General features: G+C 69.3%; 12 protein-coding genes and 2 riboswitches. Of the genes, 7 read left to right on the forward strand and 5 right to left on the reverse strand.

Annotated elements, in window-relative coordinates; all coding sequences use genetic code 11:
* The first annotated feature begins 82 nt into the window (after positions 1-82).
* On the forward strand, positions 83-763 hold the full coding sequence (locus tag FFT21_RS26740; RefSeq protein WP_137816696.1) for a hypothetical protein: 681 nt from the start codon (positions 83-85) through the stop codon (positions 761-763).
* 313 nt (positions 764-1,076) lie between these two features.
* Positions 1,077-2,948, forward strand: a complete 1,872-nt coding sequence (locus FFT21_RS26745; RefSeq protein ID WP_225978795.1) for a potassium transporter Kup — start codon at positions 1,077-1,079, stop codon at positions 2,946-2,948.
* A gap of 1,194 nt (positions 2,949-4,142) precedes the next feature.
* A riboswitch (M-box (ykoK) riboswitch) is annotated at positions 4,143-4,324 on the reverse strand.
* Positions 4,325-4,517: 193 nt separating this feature from the next.
* Here the strand turns inward: FFT21_RS26745 and FFT21_RS26750 are convergent.
* Genes FFT21_RS26750 through mgtA form a run of 4 tightly spaced genes read right to left on the reverse strand, consistent with a single transcriptional unit; the run spans position 4,518 to position 11,067 of the window.
* The gene (locus tag FFT21_RS26750; RefSeq protein ID WP_137816698.1) at positions 4,518-5,864 is read right to left on the reverse strand and encodes an ABC transporter ATP-binding protein; all 1,347 of its coding nucleotides are present in this window, start codon (positions 5,862-5,864) and stop codon (positions 4,518-4,520) included.
* A 24-nt stretch (positions 5,865-5,888) separates the two neighbouring features.
* Positions 5,889-7,628: an ABC transporter permease gene (locus tag FFT21_RS26755; protein WP_137816699.1), complete on the reverse strand. Its 1,740-nt coding sequence runs from the start codon at positions 7,626-7,628 to the stop codon at positions 5,889-5,891.
* 6 nt (positions 7,629-7,634) lie between these two features.
* Complete coding sequence (locus tag FFT21_RS26760; RefSeq protein ID WP_137816700.1) at positions 7,635-8,357, reverse strand: MgtC/SapB family protein; 723 nt, start codon at positions 8,355-8,357, stop codon at positions 7,635-7,637.
* Positions 8,358-8,400: 43 nt separating this feature from the next.
* Positions 8,401-11,067 carry a magnesium-translocating P-type ATPase gene (gene mgtA / locus FFT21_RS26765; protein WP_137816701.1) on the reverse strand — a complete coding sequence of 889 codons (2,667 nt, stop codon included), beginning with the start codon at positions 11,065-11,067 and terminating at the stop codon, positions 8,401-8,403.
* A 339-nt stretch (positions 11,068-11,406) separates the two neighbouring features.
* Between mgtA and FFT21_RS26770 the strand changes: the two genes are divergently transcribed.
* The 4 genes from FFT21_RS26770 to FFT21_RS26785 all read left to right on the forward strand — a co-directional run bounded on the left by FFT21_RS26770 (position 11,407) and on the right by FFT21_RS26785 (position 15,805).
* Positions 11,407-11,718 (forward strand): ArsR/SmtB family transcription factor, encoded by a 312-nt coding sequence (locus FFT21_RS26770; protein ID WP_225978796.1) that lies wholly within the window; start codon positions 11,407-11,409, stop codon positions 11,716-11,718.
* Positions 11,719-11,917: 199 nt separating this feature from the next.
* Positions 11,918-12,092: riboswitch (M-box (ykoK) riboswitch) on the forward strand.
* Between the two features lie 274 nt (positions 12,093-12,366).
* Positions 12,367-12,549: a hypothetical protein gene (locus FFT21_RS26775; protein ID WP_137816702.1), complete on the forward strand. Its 183-nt coding sequence runs from the start codon at positions 12,367-12,369 to the stop codon at positions 12,547-12,549.
* A 102-nt stretch (positions 12,550-12,651) separates the two neighbouring features.
* Entirely contained in the window at positions 12,652-14,310 is a 1,659-nt protein-coding gene (locus FFT21_RS26780; RefSeq protein WP_137816703.1) for an NRAMP family divalent metal transporter, read from the forward strand.
* 76 nt (positions 14,311-14,386) lie between these two features.
* Positions 14,387-15,805, forward strand: coding sequence for a magnesium transporter MgtE N-terminal domain-containing protein (locus FFT21_RS26785; RefSeq protein ID WP_137816704.1), 1,419 nt, complete (start codon positions 14,387-14,389; stop codon positions 15,803-15,805).
* 124 nt (positions 15,806-15,929) lie between these two features.
* On the opposite strand, the gene FFT21_RS26790 is transcribed toward FFT21_RS26785, so the two are convergent.
* The gene (locus FFT21_RS26790) at positions 15,930-16,886 is read right to left on the reverse strand and encodes a VWA domain-containing protein (protein WP_137816707.1); all 957 of its coding nucleotides are present in this window, start codon (positions 16,884-16,886) and stop codon (positions 15,930-15,932) included.
* A 639-nt stretch (positions 16,887-17,525) separates the two neighbouring features.
* Between FFT21_RS26790 and FFT21_RS26795 the strand changes: the two genes are divergently transcribed.
* Positions 17,526-18,032 (forward strand): DUF3558 domain-containing protein, encoded by a 507-nt coding sequence (locus tag FFT21_RS26795; protein WP_192909773.1) that lies wholly within the window; start codon positions 17,526-17,528, stop codon positions 18,030-18,032.
* The last annotated feature ends 181 nt before the right edge of the window (positions 18,033-18,213 follow it).

Genomic DNA, 18,213 nt, shown 5'->3' on the forward strand with positions numbered 1-18,213 from the left:
GCACCACCAACGAGCCGACATCCCGCGACTGGTCTCCAGAAACGATCACGCATGCCTATCGGCACGCCGCCCGGAAACCTTTATGACCTGCACAAACGCCGAATTTAGTTCAGTCAACAAGACGCTGGGCCTGCGGCTGGGGGTGCCGGCGTATGTGGCGCCGTTGGTGGCTCCCGCTGTTGATCTGTCTGTGCTCGGGTTGTTGGTGGGAACGCGGTACCTCGCTCTGTACGGAGCGTCGCCCGAGCAGTTGCGTCCAGCGCAGCGCTTGTTGACGTTTGCGAGCACGGTAACGCTGGCCTTGAACGTGGCGGAGCCGATCTGCGCGGGCCAGTTCGGGAAGGCAGCCTTCGATGCGGTCGGACCACTGCTGTTGATCGGCTGGGCCGAGGTCGGGCCCAGCTTGCTGAAGGCTGTCCAGGAGGTCGACCAGCCAGGTGTGGAACATGCCCAGGTCGGTGCAGGCGTCTGGTGGCCGGATGGGGAGCACCGCGAGGCGACAACGTCGCGCACGGCTTTGAACAACGTTGCTGGTCAGAGCGGTGACCGGAAGAATGCGGAGGCGTGGGCTGGCACCGAAGACGACCCATTGGTCGTCGATGCGTGTCGCTTGGACGCGGAGCACTGGGAGAGACACCGGCGCCCGATCTCGGCGGAGACCTTGCGCCGCGAACTCCGTGTCGGGTCGCGGCGCGCCCGTACCTTGGCGCGGGTCGTGCGGAGTCGCCGTCAGCCGCGTCCGGCGGCGTTGGTGACCGCTTAGGCCGAGCAGGGAGTGGCCGGTCCGCTCCGGCGGTCCAGCTGCGGCGACCTTCTGCTGCTACCGCAGGCGTGACCGCTCAACACCAACGGTCCGCGGATGCAGACGGCCGACGTCGATCTTGATGGCCGTGCGGCCGCGTGCGTGCCGGGGGCTGCGTACGGGTCGGTATTGTCCGGCGAGATGCGCCGGGCATCCAGTCCCGTAGCCGCCCGCGCTGAGGAGGATCGCCGTGACCAATCGGCAGCAGGTGACGACGTCGGAGAGGTCCGCGTCGGGGTCATCGGTGGGCCACGGTCGCGGCGCGCATGACACGGTGCGCCTTGCGTTGGTGGTCGGTGCGCTCGGCGTGGTGTTCGGCGACATCGGGACCAGCCCGATCTACACGCTGCAGACGGTGTTCAACCCGAGTGATCCGCATCCGGTCCCGGTGAGCACGGAGAACGTGTTCGGGGTGGTGTCGCTGGTGTTCTGGTCGGTGGTCGTCATCGTCACGGTCACCTACGTGCTGCTGGCGATGCGTGCCGACAACGACGGCGAGGGCGGCATCATGGCGCTGATCACGCTGCTGCGGCGCTGGCGCGGCCAGCGGGGCCGGCGGGCGGCGCTCGTGCTGGCGGCGCTGGGCATCTTCGGCGCCTCCCTCTTCTTCGGGGACAGCATGATCACGCCAGCGATCTCGGTGCTGTCCGCGGTCGAGGGGCTCAAGGTCGTCCAACCGTCGCTGGACGAGCTGATCGTGCCGATCACCGCGGTGATCATCGTGGTGCAGCGCAGGGGCACCGAAGCGGTTGGACGACTGTTCGGACCGGTAATGATCATGTGGTTCGTGGCCATCGGCGTATGCGGGGTGGCCGGCATCGTCGACCGTCCGGAGATTCTCAAGGCGCTGTCGCCGACCTACGCGCTGGGCTTTCTGGTCGGCCATTTCGGTACCGCCTTCTTCGCGCTGGCCGCGGTCGTGCTCGCGGTCACCGGCGCTGAGGCGCTGTATGCCGACATGGGGCATTTCGGCCGCCGGTCGATCACCCGAGCCTGGTTGATCCTGGTGTTCCCGGCGTGCATTCTCAGCTATCTGGGGCAGGGTGCGCTGATCCTCGACAATCCGAGCAACGTCAGCAGCCCGTTCTTCCTGCTCGTGCCCGGGTGGGGGCGCGTGCCGATGATCTTGCTGGCCACGGCGGCGACGGTGATCGCCTCCCAGGCGGTGATCACCGGCGCGTACTCGGTCGCGTCTCAGGCCGCCCAACTCGGCTACCTGCCCCGGCTGCGGATTGCGCACACCTCGGAGTCCACGATCGGCCAGGTCTACGTGCCGTGGATCAACTGGCTGCTGATGGTCTCGGTGCTCACCCTGGTGTTCGCGTTCCGCAGCTCGACGGCGCTGGCCTTCGCCTTCGGCATGGCGGTGACCGGGACGATCACCATCACGACCCTGTTGTTCTTCTTCATCGCCCGCTGGCGGTGGGGCGCGCCGCTGTGGCTGGTCGGCATCGGTGCGACCGTGCTGCTGGTGGTGGATCTGCTGTTCGTCGCGGCCAATCTGACCAAACTGATCCACGGCGCCTGGCTGCCGCTGCTGATCGGCCTGGCCGCCTACACCGTCATGACCACCTGGGAACGGGGCCGCGAGATCGTCACCGCGGAGCGCAGGCGGCTGGAGGGGTCGCTGCGCGAATTCGTTGACCATCTGCGCAACGGGAAGCCGTCAACGCGATGTGTCCATGGCACCGCGATTTTCCTCAACCGGGGCAAGCAGACGGCGCCGCTGGCGATGCGGGCCAACGTCGAGCACAACCATGTGCGGCACGAGCGCGTCGTGATCATGTCGATCGAGACCGAGCCGGTGCCCCGCGTCCCGGCCCGCGAGCGGATCGTCGTCGATGACCTCGGCTATGCCGACGACGGGATCACCCACGTCACCGCCCGGTTCGGTTACATGGAGACACCGGACGTGCCCGGCGCGTTGGCGACGCTGGACCCCGCGGCGACGGAGGGGCGGCTGCAGTTGGACCAGGCGTCCTACGTTCTGTCGAAGATCGAGCTTCGGTGCGGATCCGCGCCGACGATGGCGCGCTGGCGCAAGCGGTTGTTCATCGCCACCTCCTACATCACCGCTGACGCTGCGGAGTACTTCGGCCTCCCACGTGACCGCACGGTCGTCATGGGCTCGCACATCGAGGTGTAGAGGCGCGAGACCGTGGTCGGAGGATGACTCGGCATATTTTCTTCGCGGGGAGGTCCTTGAGGTGGCTGGCGAGGGAGATGTGCTCGGCGGCCGCGCTGTCGAGGGCGCCGGTCGGGTCGATGCTGTGGGCGTATGCGATGCGGTCCTCGGTGAGGGGACCAGTATTGTTCACGCATAGCACATCCAGCACGGCGTGTCCTGGGTGGCGTTGAGCTCTTGACGATCATCCGGTGACGGCGATGTCTACGCGCCGCAACCGGGGTTGATGATCGCGGGCAGTTTCACCTGAGGATGAACCGCGGGGAGATGTCCCACCAGCGTGGACGGGTGATCGGCCCGCTCGTCGGGCCGATCAGGGTGAACTTCTCCAGCTACCCGGCCGGCTCCGCGCGCGTCGATAACCGGAAGGGCTGACTGCGGCAGGTGCTCGCGGTCGTTGGTCCCGGAGGGGGCCTGGACCCCGGCGGTGCTGCCTGGTCAGCGCGGCGTGTCCCCGGGCGTGGCGCGCGGGAGTTGCCCGTCGTGGGCCGACGTTGCGCACGCATGACCGCTGCCCTGTCGGGCACCTCCGTCGATGCCGCGCCCGAGAAAACGCGGTGCGGGTCGTCTTCCCGCCGCGGGGCCAGGGCACGAGGCTGCCGGTGAACTCCGGCAGGGTTCGGCTGTGGTTCTCGGCCAGTGTGCTCGGCAAGGATGAGGCTGGCCTGCAGGAGCTGGCGTGCCGGCCCCAGACCGATCGCGTCGGCAAGGAGGGGAAGCAGCATCGGCGCGGCGTCACGGAGAACGCGGCTGAGTGTGTTGGGCTCGAGCAGGCGTACGGTCGTTTCGGCGGCTGCGATGATCGTTTGGGCGACCGGCTCGACGGGCAGGCCCAGCGGTCGACGCTGGGTGTCGGTGGGCAGTGTGCGGATCGGTTCGAACAGCACGTCGGGCCTCCTTGCAGGGCAGCCCGAATCACGGCAGGTCACCCCGATGGGCACGGGTGGCAGCCTCCGCGCGCGGAGGAAAAGCTGCGGGCGGCGTCGTGCCGCACAACGAATCAACCGGCCGTGTTCAGGCGGGGACGGGTGGGCGCGGGATCGGGAACCGTGTCCCGACTGTGACTCGGACTCATCTCGCTCACCTCCCTCGCGGCCGGGACGCCGTCGATGGCGTCGTTTCCGCTGGCCCGGAGAGCCCGCCTCCGCGAAGGGGCGGGCACCCCTCTCGTTAGAGTTTTGGCACTCCACGGCGTAATCCCTTGCCCGCTCTGGGGCTGTGGGTAGCCACTTGGGGTCACCCCTTAGGCCGGGGAGACCTGTCCTGACCCGGGGCGTCTCTCGACGTTGGGGTCAGTGGCTTGTGTCCGTTAGACGCCTCACCGAACGAGGTGCTGCACCCACCACCCTAGACAGAACGCCACGAACAGTCAAATGCTCGCGCAAGTGTAGGAATGTGGATCTGGCGGAGTGGCGGCGTCGGCCTGCGCCGTCTTCCTGCCGTGGGGCCGTCCAGCGAATGGCGATCGGCCAGGGTCACGGGTCGAGCTTGTCGGTGACCACCGCTGCAGGCCGACCGGACAACGACCCACTACTCGGTGTCGAGTGACGCTGTGACGGATTCGTTTTGCACGGCGGGGTGGAGGCCGGCGTTGGGGTCGGCGGTGATTTGGTCGGTGTCGGTGTCGTAGTCGAACAGTTCGGCGTAGCGGCCCCAGTCGATGGCGGTGTCGAGCTGGTGCTGGGCGTCTTGGGCGGAGAAGCCGCGGCGGAGGAGGTCGAGGAAGAACCCGGCGCGGAGGTTGCCGGCGGCGCTGCTGGCCAGGGCGGTGCAGATGGTGCGGACGAGCGGCGCGCGGTGGCGGGCCTGTTCGGCGAAGATCTGTTTGCTGCGCTGGATGTCGGCGGTGGTGAACTCTTTGCCGGTCGGGGTGAGTGTCACGTCGCCGGCGGCGACGTGCAGGAAGTCGAGCATGGCCGCGGCGTCGACCAGTGGCAGCAGGTCGTCGATTTCGAAGTTGAGGTCGGCGGCGACCTCGGGGAGGTCGGCTTGGCCGCCTTTGGCGTAGACGATTTCGACCAGGCCGGCGAGGCCGCCCACGGAGGCGGCGGGGAGTGGCCGGGCGGTGGGGGTGGCTTCGGTGGGTTCGGGCTCGGCCGTGCCGGGTTCGCGGCCGGTGAGCAGGGCGTAGAGCCGGTCCACCAGGGTGGCGAACGCGGTGGATTTCCGGTCGCGGGGCTGGGCGAGGTCGATGGGGACTTCGGCGCGGATGTGGCCGGGGTTGGCGCCGAGGACGAGGACGCGGTCGGCGAGCAGGACGGCTTCTTCGATGTTGTGGGTGACGATGCAGATGGCCTTGGTGGGGAAGTTGTCCTGCTGCCAGAGGGCCATGAGTTCGGTGCGGAGGTTTTCGGCGGTGAGGACGTCGAGGGCGGAGAAGGGTTCGTCCATGAGCAGTAGGTCGGGTTCGAGGACGAGGGCGCGGGCGAAGCCGACGCGTTGGCGCATGCCGCCGGAGAGTTCTTTGGGGTAGGCGGATTCGAACCCGTCCAGGCCGATGAGGTCGATGGCGTTCAGGGCGCGTTCGCGGCGTTGGGTCGGGGGGATGCCGCGGGCGGCGAGGCCGAGTTCGACGTTGTCCTGCACGGTGAGCCAGGGCATGAGGGCGAAGGTTTGGAAGACCATGGCGGTGCCGGGGTTGGCGCCGTTGAGTTCGGTGCCGCGGTAGCGGACGCTGCCGGTGGTGGGGGCGATGAGCCCGGCGATGGTGCGCAGCAGGGTGGACTTGCCCGAGCCGGAGCGGCCGAGCAGGGCGACGATTTCACCGGCGCGCAGGTCGAGGCTGATGTTGTGGAGGACACGCAGTTCGTGGCCTTCTGCGCCGGTGAAGCTCTTGCTGAGGTTGTCGACGCTGACGAGCACGTCGCCGCGGGTCATGGAAGCCTCCAGGGCGGTATCGGGTCAGGACAGGGAGAAGCGGCGTTCGGCCAGGGCGTAGAGGCGGCGCCAGAACAGGCGGTTGAGGCCGACGACGTAGAGGCTCATCACGGCGACGCCGATGAGGATGTGGGCGGCGTTGCCGGTGCTGGTGGCGTCGTGGATGTAGGCGCCGAGCCCGGTGGCGGTGAGGGTGGTGCCGTTGTAGGAGACGATCTCGGCGACGATGGAGGCGTTCCAGGCGCCGCCGGCGGCGGTGATGCCGCCGGTGACGTAGCTGGGAAAGATCGCGGGCAGGATCAGCTTGCGCCACCACAGTGTTCGGGTCAGCTGGAGGTTGGTGGCGGCTTCGCGGAGGTCGTTGGGGATGGCCGAGGCGCCGGCGATGACGTTGAACAGGATGTACCACTGTGCGCCCAGGGCCATGAGGAGGATGCCGCCCCAGTTCAGGGAGATCCCGGTTGCGACCAGCACGGCGGTGATCAGGGGGAAGAGGAAGTTCGCTGGGAAGGAGGCGAGTACCTGCACCACTGGCTGGGCCAGCCGGGAGACCTTCGGGTTGAGGCCGATCCATACCCCGACGGGTACCCAGATCATGGTGGCGACGGTGACCAGGGCGATGACTCGGCCGAAGGTGATCAGGCCGAGGAACAGGGCATGGCCGACCTCGCCGAACCCGGCGGTGTCGGCGATGAAGGTGACCATCCGGACCAGGCCGTAGGCGATTAACGCCAGGATGGCCACCGCGAAGGTGATGTCCCCGGTCCGGCGGCGCAGGGGTGAGGTGCGTAGGGGGTACTCGGCCAGCCCGAACACCGCCATGGCCCGGTCGAGGGGGTACACCAGCGGCGCGGCGATCTGGCTGAGCAGGGTGGGGATGCGGGAGCGGCGGAGCAGGTCGAGGGTGATGCTGCGGGGTGCTTGGGTGGCTTCGGAGTATTCGACGCGGAAGCGTTCGGCCCAGGCGGTGAGCGGTCGCCAGAAGGCCACGTTGACGCCGACCACCATGACGATCATCACGGCGATGGCCAGCAGCACTCGGTCGAGTTCGCCGCCCGCGCTGGCGGTGGCGACGTAGGCGCCGATGCCGGGCAGGGCGTAGTCATGCTGGTTGACGCTCAACGCTTCGGAGGCGGTGAGGAAGAACCATCCGCCGCCGAAGCTCATCATGCCGTTCCAGACCAGGGGGATCATGCCGCTGGGCACGTCCAGGCGCCAGAACCGCTGCCATCGCGACAGGCGCAGTAGTCGGGCGGCCTCGTCGAGCTCGCGGGGTTGGGAGGTCAGGGAGTGGTAGAAGGCGAAGGTCATGTTCCACGCCTGGGAGGTGAAGATCGCGAAGATCGCTGCGCACTCTAAACCGAGCTCGGAGCCGGGGAAAAGGGCGATGAACCCGGTGATGGTCACCGAGAGGAAGCCGAGGATGGGCACTGACTGAAGGATGTCCAGGGCGGGGAGGAGCACCTTCTCCGCTCGCCGCAGCCGCGCGGCTGCGGTGGCGTAGACGAAGGTGAACACGATCGACAGCGCCAGCGCGGCGAACATCCGCAGCAGGGACCGCGCCGCGTAGTAGGGGAGTTCGCGGGGATCGGTGGACACGGTGGACGGTGCGGTTTGCGGTGTCCAGGGCACGGTGATGCCGTGCGCGAGGCGGACCAGCAGCCACAGCAGCGCGGCGGCGCCGAGGAACACGAGCATGTCGGCGGCGGTGTGGCCGGGGCGGGCTAGCGCGCCGCGGGTGGGAAAGGTGCGTAGCAGGGACATGCGGGGTTACCTGTCTTCGGTGTCGCGGTCGGGGTTGGGGGTGTCGACTTGCCAGCGGACGCTGGTCACCGAGGGTTCGAGGGACAGGCGGCTGACGGCGAGTTCCATCTGTTTGTCGTCGCGTTGCTCGGCGGTCAGCGCGGCTCGCACCTCCACGAATCCCTCGGCGTCGGCGTTGCTGCTCTCGATTGCCTGCAGGGCGAAGTCGGTGCGGGAGAGGTCTTGCACGAGCAGGGTCCGCACATGCGCTTCCGCGTCGTCCTTGGTGACGGTCTGAAAGGTGTAGGTGGCGGGGGTCTCCCGGCCGGTGTTGGGACGGCGGTCTACGGCGCGGCCGAGCGGACGGAGCACGATGTTGACCGCCACGACGACGGCCGTGCCTGCTGCTGCGATGTCGTAGAGTCCGGCCCCGGCCAGTGCCCCGACGGCGGCCGAGCACCACAGGGTGGCGGCGGTGTTGAGTCCGCGGACGGTCAGGCCCTCGCGCAGGATCACCCCGGCGCCGAGGAATCCGATGCCGGAGACGATCTGTGCGGCGACCCGGGTCGGGTCGGCGGTGGCGCCGGAAAACCCGTGGGCGGACAGCAGCACGAACAGCGTTGCGCCGGCGGCGACCAGCGCGTTGGTGCGCAACCCCGCCATGCGGGCGCGGTACTGGCGCTCGAATCCGATCACGGCGCCGAGCCCGGTCCCGGCCGCGAGGCGCAGCAGCATTTCCAGCGTGGCCATCGGTGTTCGCCCTTCGCCTGTCGGTGGCGTGCCCCAAATCCCGTTACAACCAGGTGCGGTGATGTCGCAGGTACCGGGACTTGGCCCGCTGCGCGGTGAAGCCGTAGACGGCCAACGCCAGCGCGAGCCAGAGCAGGTAGATCGCGGGCAGCGGGTGCAGATGCAACGGCCCGGCCAGCGGCGTGACGGGCAGCGCCAGGCCGGCACCCGCCGCGAGAGCGGCCGCCACCAGGACGGCCCGGGACGGTCCCGCGCCGCGCCAAAGTGTGCCGCGGCTGCGCAGGACGAGCACGATCAGCAGTTGGGAGAGCAAACCCTCGACGAACCATCCGGTCTGGAACAGCGCCGGGTTGTGGCCAGCGTGGAAGAGCCACCACAGGATCGCGAAGGTGGCCAGGTCGAACACCGAGCTCAACGGTCCGAACACCAGCATGAACCCGGCCAGGCCGCCGGTGTCCCAGCGGCGCGGTGCGCGCAGATAGGCCCGGTCGACCCGGTCCCAGGGCAGGGCGAGTTGGGCGGCGTCATACAGCAGGTTCTGCACCATCAACTGGATCGGCAGCATCGGCAGAAACGGCAGGAACACGCTGGCGGCGAGCACGGTGAGCACGTTGCCGAAATTGGAGCTGGCCGTGATCTTGACGTACTTCAGCGTGTTGCCCAGCGTGCGGCGGCCCTCGATCACCCCGCGCGCCACGACCGCGAGGTCGGAGTCGGTCAGGATCAGATCGGCGGCCTGCTTGGCCACCGCGGTCGCGGTGTCCGGGGCGATGCCCACATCGGCAATGCGCAGCGCTGGTCCGTCGTTGACGCCGTCACCGATGAACCCGACGGCCCGCCCACCAGCGCGCAGGGCGGCCACGATGCGGGCCTTGTGCGCCGGAGTCACCTTGGCGAACACCGTGGTGCGCTCCACCAACCGGCGCACGTCCTCGTCGTCGGCGGCATCGATGTCGGTGCCGAGCACGATCTGGCCCACCCGTACACCGACGTGCGCCGCGGCGCGGGCGGCCGCGTGCTGGTTGTCGCCGGTGAGGATGGTGACCGCCACGCCGTGTTCGGCCAAACTGGCCACGGCCTCGTCTGCGCTGCCCCGGATCGGGTCGACGAATCCGACGAACCCGACCAGCACCAAGCCGGTCTCGTCGTCCTCGGTGTACCGGCCGGGTCGGGCGGGCCGCTGCCCCGCGGCCACGGCCAGCAGGCGCATGCCGTGCTCCGCGTGGGCACGCACCAGATCGGCGGCCTGCAGCCGCTGCCCCTGGTCCAGTTCCACGATGTCACCGTCGCGGCGGGCGTGGCTGCAGCGGGACAGAATCTCGTCCGGGTCGCCCTTGGTGATCAGGATGTGCTCGCCTTCCTGGCGGCGCACGACCACCGTGGCACGACGGCGGGCATGGTCGAAGCCGATCTCGTCGACCTGTGTGAACAGCGCCTCGGTGAGCAGGTCGTCCTCGTCCTCGGCGAGTTGGGCGGCGATCGCCTCGTCCAGCCGGTTGTGCGGGAAGGCTTGGAAGTGCACCCCGAGATAGGCGTACTCGGCGGCCTCCCCGTCCGGCCGGCCCATGACGTCGATGCTGTGGGCATAGACCACCCGGTCCTCGGTCAGCGTGCCGGTCTTGTCCACACACAGCACGTCCATCGCGCCGAGGTCCTGGATCGCGTTGAGCCGGGTGACGATCACCTTCGCGCGTGCGAGCTGCTGGGCGCCTCGGGCGAGGTTGGTCGTGACGATCACCGGCAGCATTTCCGGGGTCAACCCGACCGCGACCGCCGCGGCGAACAGCGTCGCCTGGGCCCAGTTCCCGGTGACCGTGCCGTTGACGGCCAGCACGATCGGGACCATCACGAGCATGAACCGGATCAACGTCCAGCCGACCGTGCGGACCCCGCGGTCGAAGCTGGACTCCGGTCGCTGCCCGCTGGTCTGCCGGGCCAGCGACCCGGAATAGGTGTTGCCGCCCGTGGCGATCACGACTACGGTGGCGGTACCGGCCGCCACCGAGGTGCCGGCCAGGCACAGCGACGGAGCGTCTCCGAGCCCACGCGCGGACCGCCCGTGCCGGCCCTGGGACCGACGCGGTGTCGCCGCAGGCGGGGGCTGCTTGCTCACCGGCAGTGTCTCGCCGAAGAGCACCGCTTGGTCGACCACGAGATCGGTGGCCGCCACCACGCGCACGTCGGCGGGTACCACGTCGCCGGGGGCCAGCAGCACCACGTCACCGGGCACCACGTCCTCCAGCGGCACCTCACGCTCCACCGGCGCATGGCCCGCCTCGGCGCGGCGCCGCACCGTCACCGTGGTGCGCACCTGGGCCTGCAGGGCCCGCACGGCGCGGTCGGAGCGGGTGTGCTGCCAAAACCGCAGTGCGATGGACAGCACCACCATCACGGCCACGGTCACCGCGCCCCGCGCGTCGCCGACCGCGACGAACACCCCACCCAGCGCGGACAGCAACGCCACGAACGGGCTGCGCAGCGCAGCACCCGCGCGGGGCAGCACTCCCGCGCCCAGGCCGATGTCGATCGTGTTGTCGCCGTATCGGCGCAACCGATCAGCCGCCTCAACCTCGGTCAAGCCCTTCGGTGAGCTGGCCAGCAACCGGTACACCGACAAGGCGGGAGCATCCGCCAACTCTCGCAGCCGCGCATCGACCTGGCTGTCCTCGCCGCGTCCCCGCGCCGCGAGCGTCGAAGAGGTTCCAAACATTGGGCGGTCCCTGTCAGTGAAGGCATCGGTCGTGATGGACGAGCAACACCACGCGGACCGCCGCGGGGGCCTTACCCCCGCCCTCCCAGCCGCGGCCGGGTGCCCGCCGCATGGCCGTGGCGACTACTTCCCTCGCCGGTCACCCGGCTCACCTCCCTCCACACCTGACACGCCACACCCGGTGGCGGCCAGTCCCAGTACACCCGCCCCCACCTCCACAGTCAAATGCTTGTGCAAGTATGGAGGTTTGGGTGACGCTGAGGAACACTCTCGACGAAAGGACGATGCGTGGCCCCTCCCGACCCACCGCAACCTCCTTCCGTCGGACCGCAGCCCGAGGTGCTGCAGGACGCCGCGGCCACCTTCGGCATGCTCGCGGCTCCCGTCCGGCTGCACATTCTCTGGCTGCTCGGCACCGGCGAACGCGACGTCGGCACACTGGCTGCCGAGGTCGGACAATCCGTTGCCACCGTCAGCCACCACCTGAGCAAACTCAAACTCGCCGGCCTGGTGCGCGCCCGCCGCGCGGGCAAACACCAGATCTACCTGGCCGACAACCCCCACGTGATCGAGATCGTTCAGCTGACCGTCGCCCACCATCACGACCGCCGCGATGTCACGTCCCCCCGGCGGCGATCCCAAGGCGCCTGAGCACGTCGCACCGGGAGGGCACACGGTGGGCCAGGAGCTTGCGGGGCGTCGGCGCACTCACCGAGAGTCAGGCGGCGGTTTCTGGACGTGCGCCCGCTCCCTCGTGGGCTGGTGCATGGCCGGCGACCGCGGCGTGATCTACATTTCATCGGTTGCCCAAGCGTTTGACTGTTCGCTCGGGTGGGCTAGCCTGGGAAGCGCAGCACCTCGTTCGGTGAGGCGTCTGCACGGACACAGGCCACTGGTCCCCAACGTCGAGAGACGCCCCGGGCCAGGACAGGTCTCCCCGGCCTAAGGGGTGACCCGAGGTGGCTTCCCCGCCGCACGGTGGGGGTACGCCGTGCAGTGTCAAAGCTCTGACGAGGAGGTGCCCGAGCCCGCCGCGGTGTTTTCGCGAGCTGGGTGCCACTCGCTGCGTGGAGTTGACCGCGTCGCACTGCGCGTGCCCGGCAGCGGGGAGGTGAGCGATGAGTACCGACGATTATCACAGTCGCCGTTCGGATGCTCCTGTTCACCATGCGCCCGCCAGCCGCGGCTGAGGTTGCTGCCCTCCCGGCGCGACATCCTCGCGCGATCGTGAGCTGATCGCGGGCGCCCGTTTCGAGGGGATGACCCGCGATGCTGCACGCCCTTGTTCGAGTCATGCGCATGCGGACCTCCGCGCTGCGCCTGAGCACGCTCGCTCCCGTCACGCTCGGCGGTCGTGCGGGCGGGGCCGACCTGCTGCGGGCCGGCGGCGAGCTGGCGCCAGCGCCGATGACGATGACCGCCGTGTTGGGCGGCCGCCCGCCGCACCAGCACTGCCGCGCCACTGACCACACGCAGCACTGACGACCTGCCCTGCTCCGGCAGGCCCGGGTGGATCGACACGCACGCACCCGCGCGGACGACCGGCCGACCCCGGTCGCTCCGCTGTTGGAAGGGACGAATCCGGTGACTACCCACGCCACGCACGCCCGCACGCGACCGGGCCGGGGTGCGACGCTGGACGAGGCGCACGTCGGCGACATCCACGGCGCGTTCGGCACCATCCGCCACGGTGATGTCGGCGCCCGGCGCGGCCTGAGAGTCAGGCTCAAGACGTTGGTGGCGATCGTCGGCCCCGGTTTGATCGTCATGGTCGGCGACAACGACGCCGGCGCGTTCGGTACCTACACCCAGGCCGGGCAGAACTACGGCACGCGTCTGTTGTGGACGCTGCTGCTGCTGGTGCCGGTGCTGTATGTCAACCAGGAGATGGTCGTGCGCCTGGGCGCGGTCACCGGCGTCGGCCATGCCCGGCTGATCCTGGAGCGCTTCGGCAAGTTCTGGGGCGCGTTCAGCGTGATTGATTTGTTCCTGCTCAACGCGCTGACGATCATCACCGAGTTCATCGGGATCAGCCTGGGACTGTCCTATCTGGGCTTGCCCAAGGTTCCCGGGGTGCTGCTGGCGGCGGTGGTGGTGATCCTCGCGGCCAGCACGGGCAGCTTCCGCCGCTTTGAACAGGTCTGCCTGGCGCTGGTGGCCGGGAGCCTGCTGCTGGTGCCGATCGTGGTGATGGCGCACCCGCCGCTGGCCCAGATCGGCCACGACTTCGTGGTGCCCGGCCTGCCCGGCGGCGGGTCGGAGCTGTCCACCGTGATGTTGCTGATCATTGCGATCGTGGGTACCACGGTGGCCCCGTGGCAGTTGTTCTTCCAGCAGTCCTACATCATCGACAAGCGCATCACCCCGCGGTTCATCCGCTACGAAAAGGCCGATCTGTGGCTCGGTATCGTCATCGTGATCCTCGGCGCCGGGGCCATGATGGCGTTCAGCACCGCCGCGTTCGCCGGGCACCCGGAAGCCGGCAACTTCACCGACGCCGGCGGTATCGCCACCGGCCTGGGCACCTACGTGAACCGCACCGCCGGGGTGCTGTTCGCGCTGGCGTTGATCGACGCCAGCATCATCGGCGCCTCCGCGGTCGGGTTGGCCACCGCGTACGCCATCGGAGACGTCCTGGGCCTGCGCCACTCACTGCACCGCAGCCCGAAGGAGGCCAAGGGCTTCTACGCGATCTTCGCCGGGCTGCTGCTCGTCGCCGCGATCATCGTCGTGACCCCCGGCAGCCCGCTCGGTCTGCTGACCGAGGGGGTGCAGACCCTGGCCGGGGTGCTGCTGCCCTCGGCGACGGTGTTCCTGCTGCTGCTGTGCAACGACCGCGAGGTGCTTGGCCCGTGGGTCAACGGCCGGGCGATGAACATCTTCACCTCCGCGGTGATCGCCCTGCTGGTGATGCTGTCGATCGTGCTGACCGCCAGCGTGGTGTTCACCGGCCTGCCCAGCACCGCGATCCTGGCCATCCTCGGCGGCGGCACCGCGCTGGCTGTCCTGGCCGGGGTGTTCCTGGCGGTCTACCGGCGGCTGCGCCCGCAGGCGGCCACCACCGATGCCGCCCCGCACGACGCCGAAGACCGGGCCACGTGGCGGATGCCCCCGCTGTCGCTGCTAGCCCGGCCCCAGCTCAGCGTCGGCCGCCGCCTCGGCCTGATGGTGTTGCGCGCCTATCTGGTGCTGGCGGTGGGCATGGTGGTCGTCCGTGTCGTCCAGCTCGCCGTGCAACGCTGACCACTCTCGACGGCTGCGCACGGCACAGACAGAGTCCATGATGGAGTCAACCGGCATTGCCCGGGAGGGAGAGGCCATGACGGACATCCCTGGCCAGGCCCGACACGTCCCCACGCACAACTCGACCCCAGGCGTGCCTCCACAGCCGACGGGACGGACACTGTCGCTGGCCGTGCTGTTGACCCGCGCCGTCGTGGGCGCGCGCGGGCAGCAGATCGGCCGACTGGACGACGTGATCGTGCGCCTGCGAGGCGAGGACTACCCCCTAGTCACCGGCCTCGTCGCGAACATCGGCGGCCGCCCGGTGTTCCTGCCCGGCACATCGATCATCGACTGGCACAGCGACACCATCCAACTGTCCTCGGCCAAGGTCGACCTGCGTGCGTTCGAGCGTCGCCCGGGTGAGGTGCTGCTCTCGGCCGACATCCTCGGCCACCGGTTGATCGACATCCCCGCGGTCCAGCTGGTGCGCGCCTACGACCTCCGGCTCACCGAGACCGACGCCGGATGGGTACTCACCAGCGTCGACACCCGCCCCAGGCACTGGTGGCACCGGACGTGGCAACGCCTGACCGGCACCGCGCCCGACGAGGCCGCCGCGGTGCGGGACTGGAAGGCCTTCGAAGCCCTGATCGGCCACCAACCCTCGGCGCTACTGCGGTCCCCGATCGCCCGGTTGCGCCGGATGAAGCCGCAGCAGATCGCCGACCTGCTCGAAGACGCCTCCCATGACGAGCAGAGCGAGCTGTTGCAGCAGGTGCACACCGACCCCGAGCTGGAAGCCGACGTCTTCGAGGAACTCGACGACGATCGGCAGTCCCGGCTGCTGCGCGACCGCACCGATGCCGAGGTCGCCGCGGTGCTGGCGCGGATGCGCGCCGACGACGCCGCCGACGCCGTGATGGACCTGCCCCAGGATCGCCGGCAGCCGATCGTGGACCTGCTCCCGGCCGGCCAGCGGGTCAAGGTCACCACCCTGCTCGGCTACCAGCACAACACCGCCGGCGGCATGATGGCCCTCGACCATCTCGCCCTCCACACCGACACCCCGGTCGCTGCGGTCCTGGAGCAGGTCCGGCGCGCCGACAGCATGCAGCCCGAGGCGCTGACCACCATCTACGCCGTGGACGACCAGCAACGGCTGCGCGGCGCGGCCAGCCTCGTCGCCCTCGTCCAGGCCAACCCCACCGTCACACTGGGCGCGGTCGCCGAGCCGGATCCCGTCCGCGTCAGCCCACCCGCCGACCTGATCACCGTCGCCATGTTGATGTCCGACTACAACCTGCTCACCCTGCCGGTAGTAGACGAGGACGACCAGATCCTCGGCGTGGTCACCGTCGACGACACCCTGGATGCCACCGTGCCGGACAACTGGCGCCACCGCGAACCCGCCGCGCAGCCCGAACGCGCCAACCAGGAATCCGGGCCGTCACCGGCGATCGACGGCCCAGGCGGAGGACTCTCCAACCGGCCGGAAGCGTCCGGCCGATCCTGACCGCCCCAGCCATGCCCCACCTACGGCCCGCCGCCGTATCCGCTTGGCGGCGGGTCCGGCCGCGCCCCGATCTGAAGGCGGCGAGGTGACCACCGATGGTGGCTGCGAGCCGCGCCGCGGCGCGTCAGGGCAGGCGCTGGCTGATCAGCAGCGCCGCGCCGGCGGCGGTGATCGCGACCAGCGAGCCGAGCGCGAAGAACGGCTTGCTCACGTCCCGCTCGGTGGTCTCGTAGCCGATCTCCTCGCCGAGGTTGTTGTAGACCTGCTGGAGCTTCTCGCTCGTGTCGGCCTTGAAGAACTGGCCGCCGGAGATGTCGGCCAGCTTGTGCAGCGAGTCGTCGTCCACCGGGACCGGGACTTCCTTGCCGTCCAGCTCGATCGTGCCGTCCGCGGTACCGAACGAGATCGTGTTGACCGGGATCTTCTGCTTCGCGGCTTCCTGCGCCATCTCGAACTCGTCCCGGCCCACCGTCTGCTTGCCGTCACTCATCAGCACGATCACCGCGGGCGGCGGGCCGCCGGGGATGACGTTGCCGAAGCTCTGGATCGCCTGGAGAGCGGCGGCGATGGCGTCCCCGGTCGCGGTGGACGGCTGCAGCTTCATGCCGTCGATCGCGGTCATCACCGGGCGGCGCTCGGTGGTCGGCGACACCTCGATGGTCGCCGCGCCGCCGTAGGTCAGCAGCCCGAGGTTGATCCCGGGGGTCATGTGCTCCACAAAGGACTTCGCCGAAGCCTGCGCCGCCTTGATCCGGCTGGGTTGGATGTCGGTGGCCACCATGGACAGCGAGACGTCCACGGTGAGCATCACGGTGGCCCGGTTACGCGGGATCTTCGCCTCCGCGGTCGGCCCAGCCAGCCCGATGGTGAGCAGCACGAACGCGACGGTGAACAGCGCGGCGGGCACGTGCCGGGGCCAACCGGGCCGGGTGGGCGCCACCCGGTCGAGCAGTTCCAGGTTGGCGAACCGCAGCACGTGCCGCTTGCGCCGGCGCTGCACCAGCAGGTAGCCCACGACCACCGCGGCGACCGCGGCGAACAGGGCGAACCACACGGGACTGGCGAAGCCGTCGATGAGCAACCACCCAGCCAACCCCACGGGGCGTTCCACCCAGGTGAAACCCCCGCCCTGTGACCTGGCGGAGAGACCGTGCGGAGACCGAACCACCTCCCCTGTGCATACCTATCGTTACTATCGAGTCACATACCGTAGAAAGATTGCGGGCAGGCGGCCGGTCGGTGGGACCGCATCAGGCTTGCCCTGCCTCATGCCCAGAAGCATCCCTACGGAGAGGCAAGGGGAGAATCGTGTCGCCGAGGCGCTGGACGTTCCGACGGCGTCACCGTGGCCGCCCTTCCGACATGGCCGAGAAGGCACACACCCTCGCTGCGCTGGAGGCTGACCTGCGCGCGCAGCTACCTGCTGGTCTGTGTGCGGCAATGCCCGAGACCGCGCCAGAATTACTGTTCACCGCTTTCGTGTTGGCCCGTCACCGGTACGGCGCCCGGGACCTGGCACGCCACTTCCGCCTCACCCCCACCGCGCCAACACGATCGTCGCGTACGCCCAGCGTGGAGGCCATACCGGTTCGTGACACGCCCTCCCGTACGGTCGGCTGTTGTCGAGCCGCCGCGGCCGGCCCGTGCGGCAGGCCGGTCGCGGCGATTCCGTGGCTGGGGAGTGGTACGGATGCGTAGGGCGATACTCGCCGCAGGCGCCATGCTCGGCCTTCTCGCGGGCTGCTCCGGTGGCTCGCACACAAGCCCAGCCTCACCCTCGCGGATCACACTCGACCCCATCGACGTCGCCGGCTACACGGGTCGGCCCTGCGCCCTGGTGCGACCCGACCAGCTTGCGCAACATCATCAGCCCGCCGGCACACCCAGCGGCCGGGACTGCAACTGGCCAGCCGCCTCAACCGACCGACCATCGTTCACCGCCCACGCCGACACCACCTCAGGCGGTCTGGACCCCCTGCGTCGCCACCCACCGCCGTTTTTCGAACCGACAACCATCGGCGGCTACCCCGCCGCGCACACCGACACCGACCACGGCGGCCCGCAACACGGCCACTGCACCGTCAACGTGGGCGTGGCCGACAGCTCCCTAGTGGTGGTCACCGCCACGTACGAAAACCGCTCCGCCGCTAACGCGACTGCCCCGTGTCCGGACGCGGACATGTTCGCCACCCTGGTGTTGTCCAACATCAAGACCGCGGCTCCATGACCATCCCATCGGCGGATGATTCCGGTCCGCCGCGCTCACGGGCGGACCCCTCCCGCCTCTGATGGCATGAAGGGGCGGGGCCTCCGTCCCTCGTGGTCCCGAGCGGACACTCGGGTTCTCACGTCAACGCACGACGAAGGAGGCCCCTTGTGTCCGAGTATGACGCGACGCAGGTCGTGGG

Origin of the sequence: Gandjariella thermophila, assembly GCF_005405885.1 — a bacterium.
Taxonomy (GTDB): Bacteria; Actinomycetota; Actinomycetes; order Mycobacteriales; family Pseudonocardiaceae; genus Gandjariella; species Gandjariella thermophila.

Coding starts and splice junctions, on each gene's coding strand:
- FFT21_RS26740 (WP_137816696.1), top strand. CDS start 83: ATGACCTGCACAAACGCCGAATTTAGTTCAGTCAACAAGACGCTGGGC.
- FFT21_RS26750 (WP_137816698.1), bottom strand. CDS start 5,864: ATGACCCGCGGCGACGTGCTCGTCAGCGTCGACAACCTCAGCAAGAGC.
- FFT21_RS26755 (WP_137816699.1), bottom strand. CDS start 7,628: ATGTCCCTGCTACGCACCTTTCCCACCCGCGGCGCGCTAGCCCGCCCC.
- FFT21_RS26760 (WP_137816700.1), bottom strand. CDS start 8,357: ATGGCCACGCTGGAAATGCTGCTGCGCCTCGCGGCCGGGACCGGGCTC.
- mgtA (WP_137816701.1), bottom strand. CDS start 11,067: ATGTTTGGAACCTCTTCGACGCTCGCGGCGCGGGGACGCGGCGAGGAC.
- FFT21_RS26775 (WP_137816702.1), top strand. CDS start 12,367: ATGCGGACCTCCGCGCTGCGCCTGAGCACGCTCGCTCCCGTCACGCTC.
- FFT21_RS26785 (WP_137816704.1), top strand. CDS start 14,387: ATGACGGACATCCCTGGCCAGGCCCGACACGTCCCCACGCACAACTCG.
- FFT21_RS26795 (WP_192909773.1), top strand. CDS start 17,526: ATGCTCGGCCTTCTCGCGGGCTGCTCCGGTGGCTCGCACACAAGCCCA.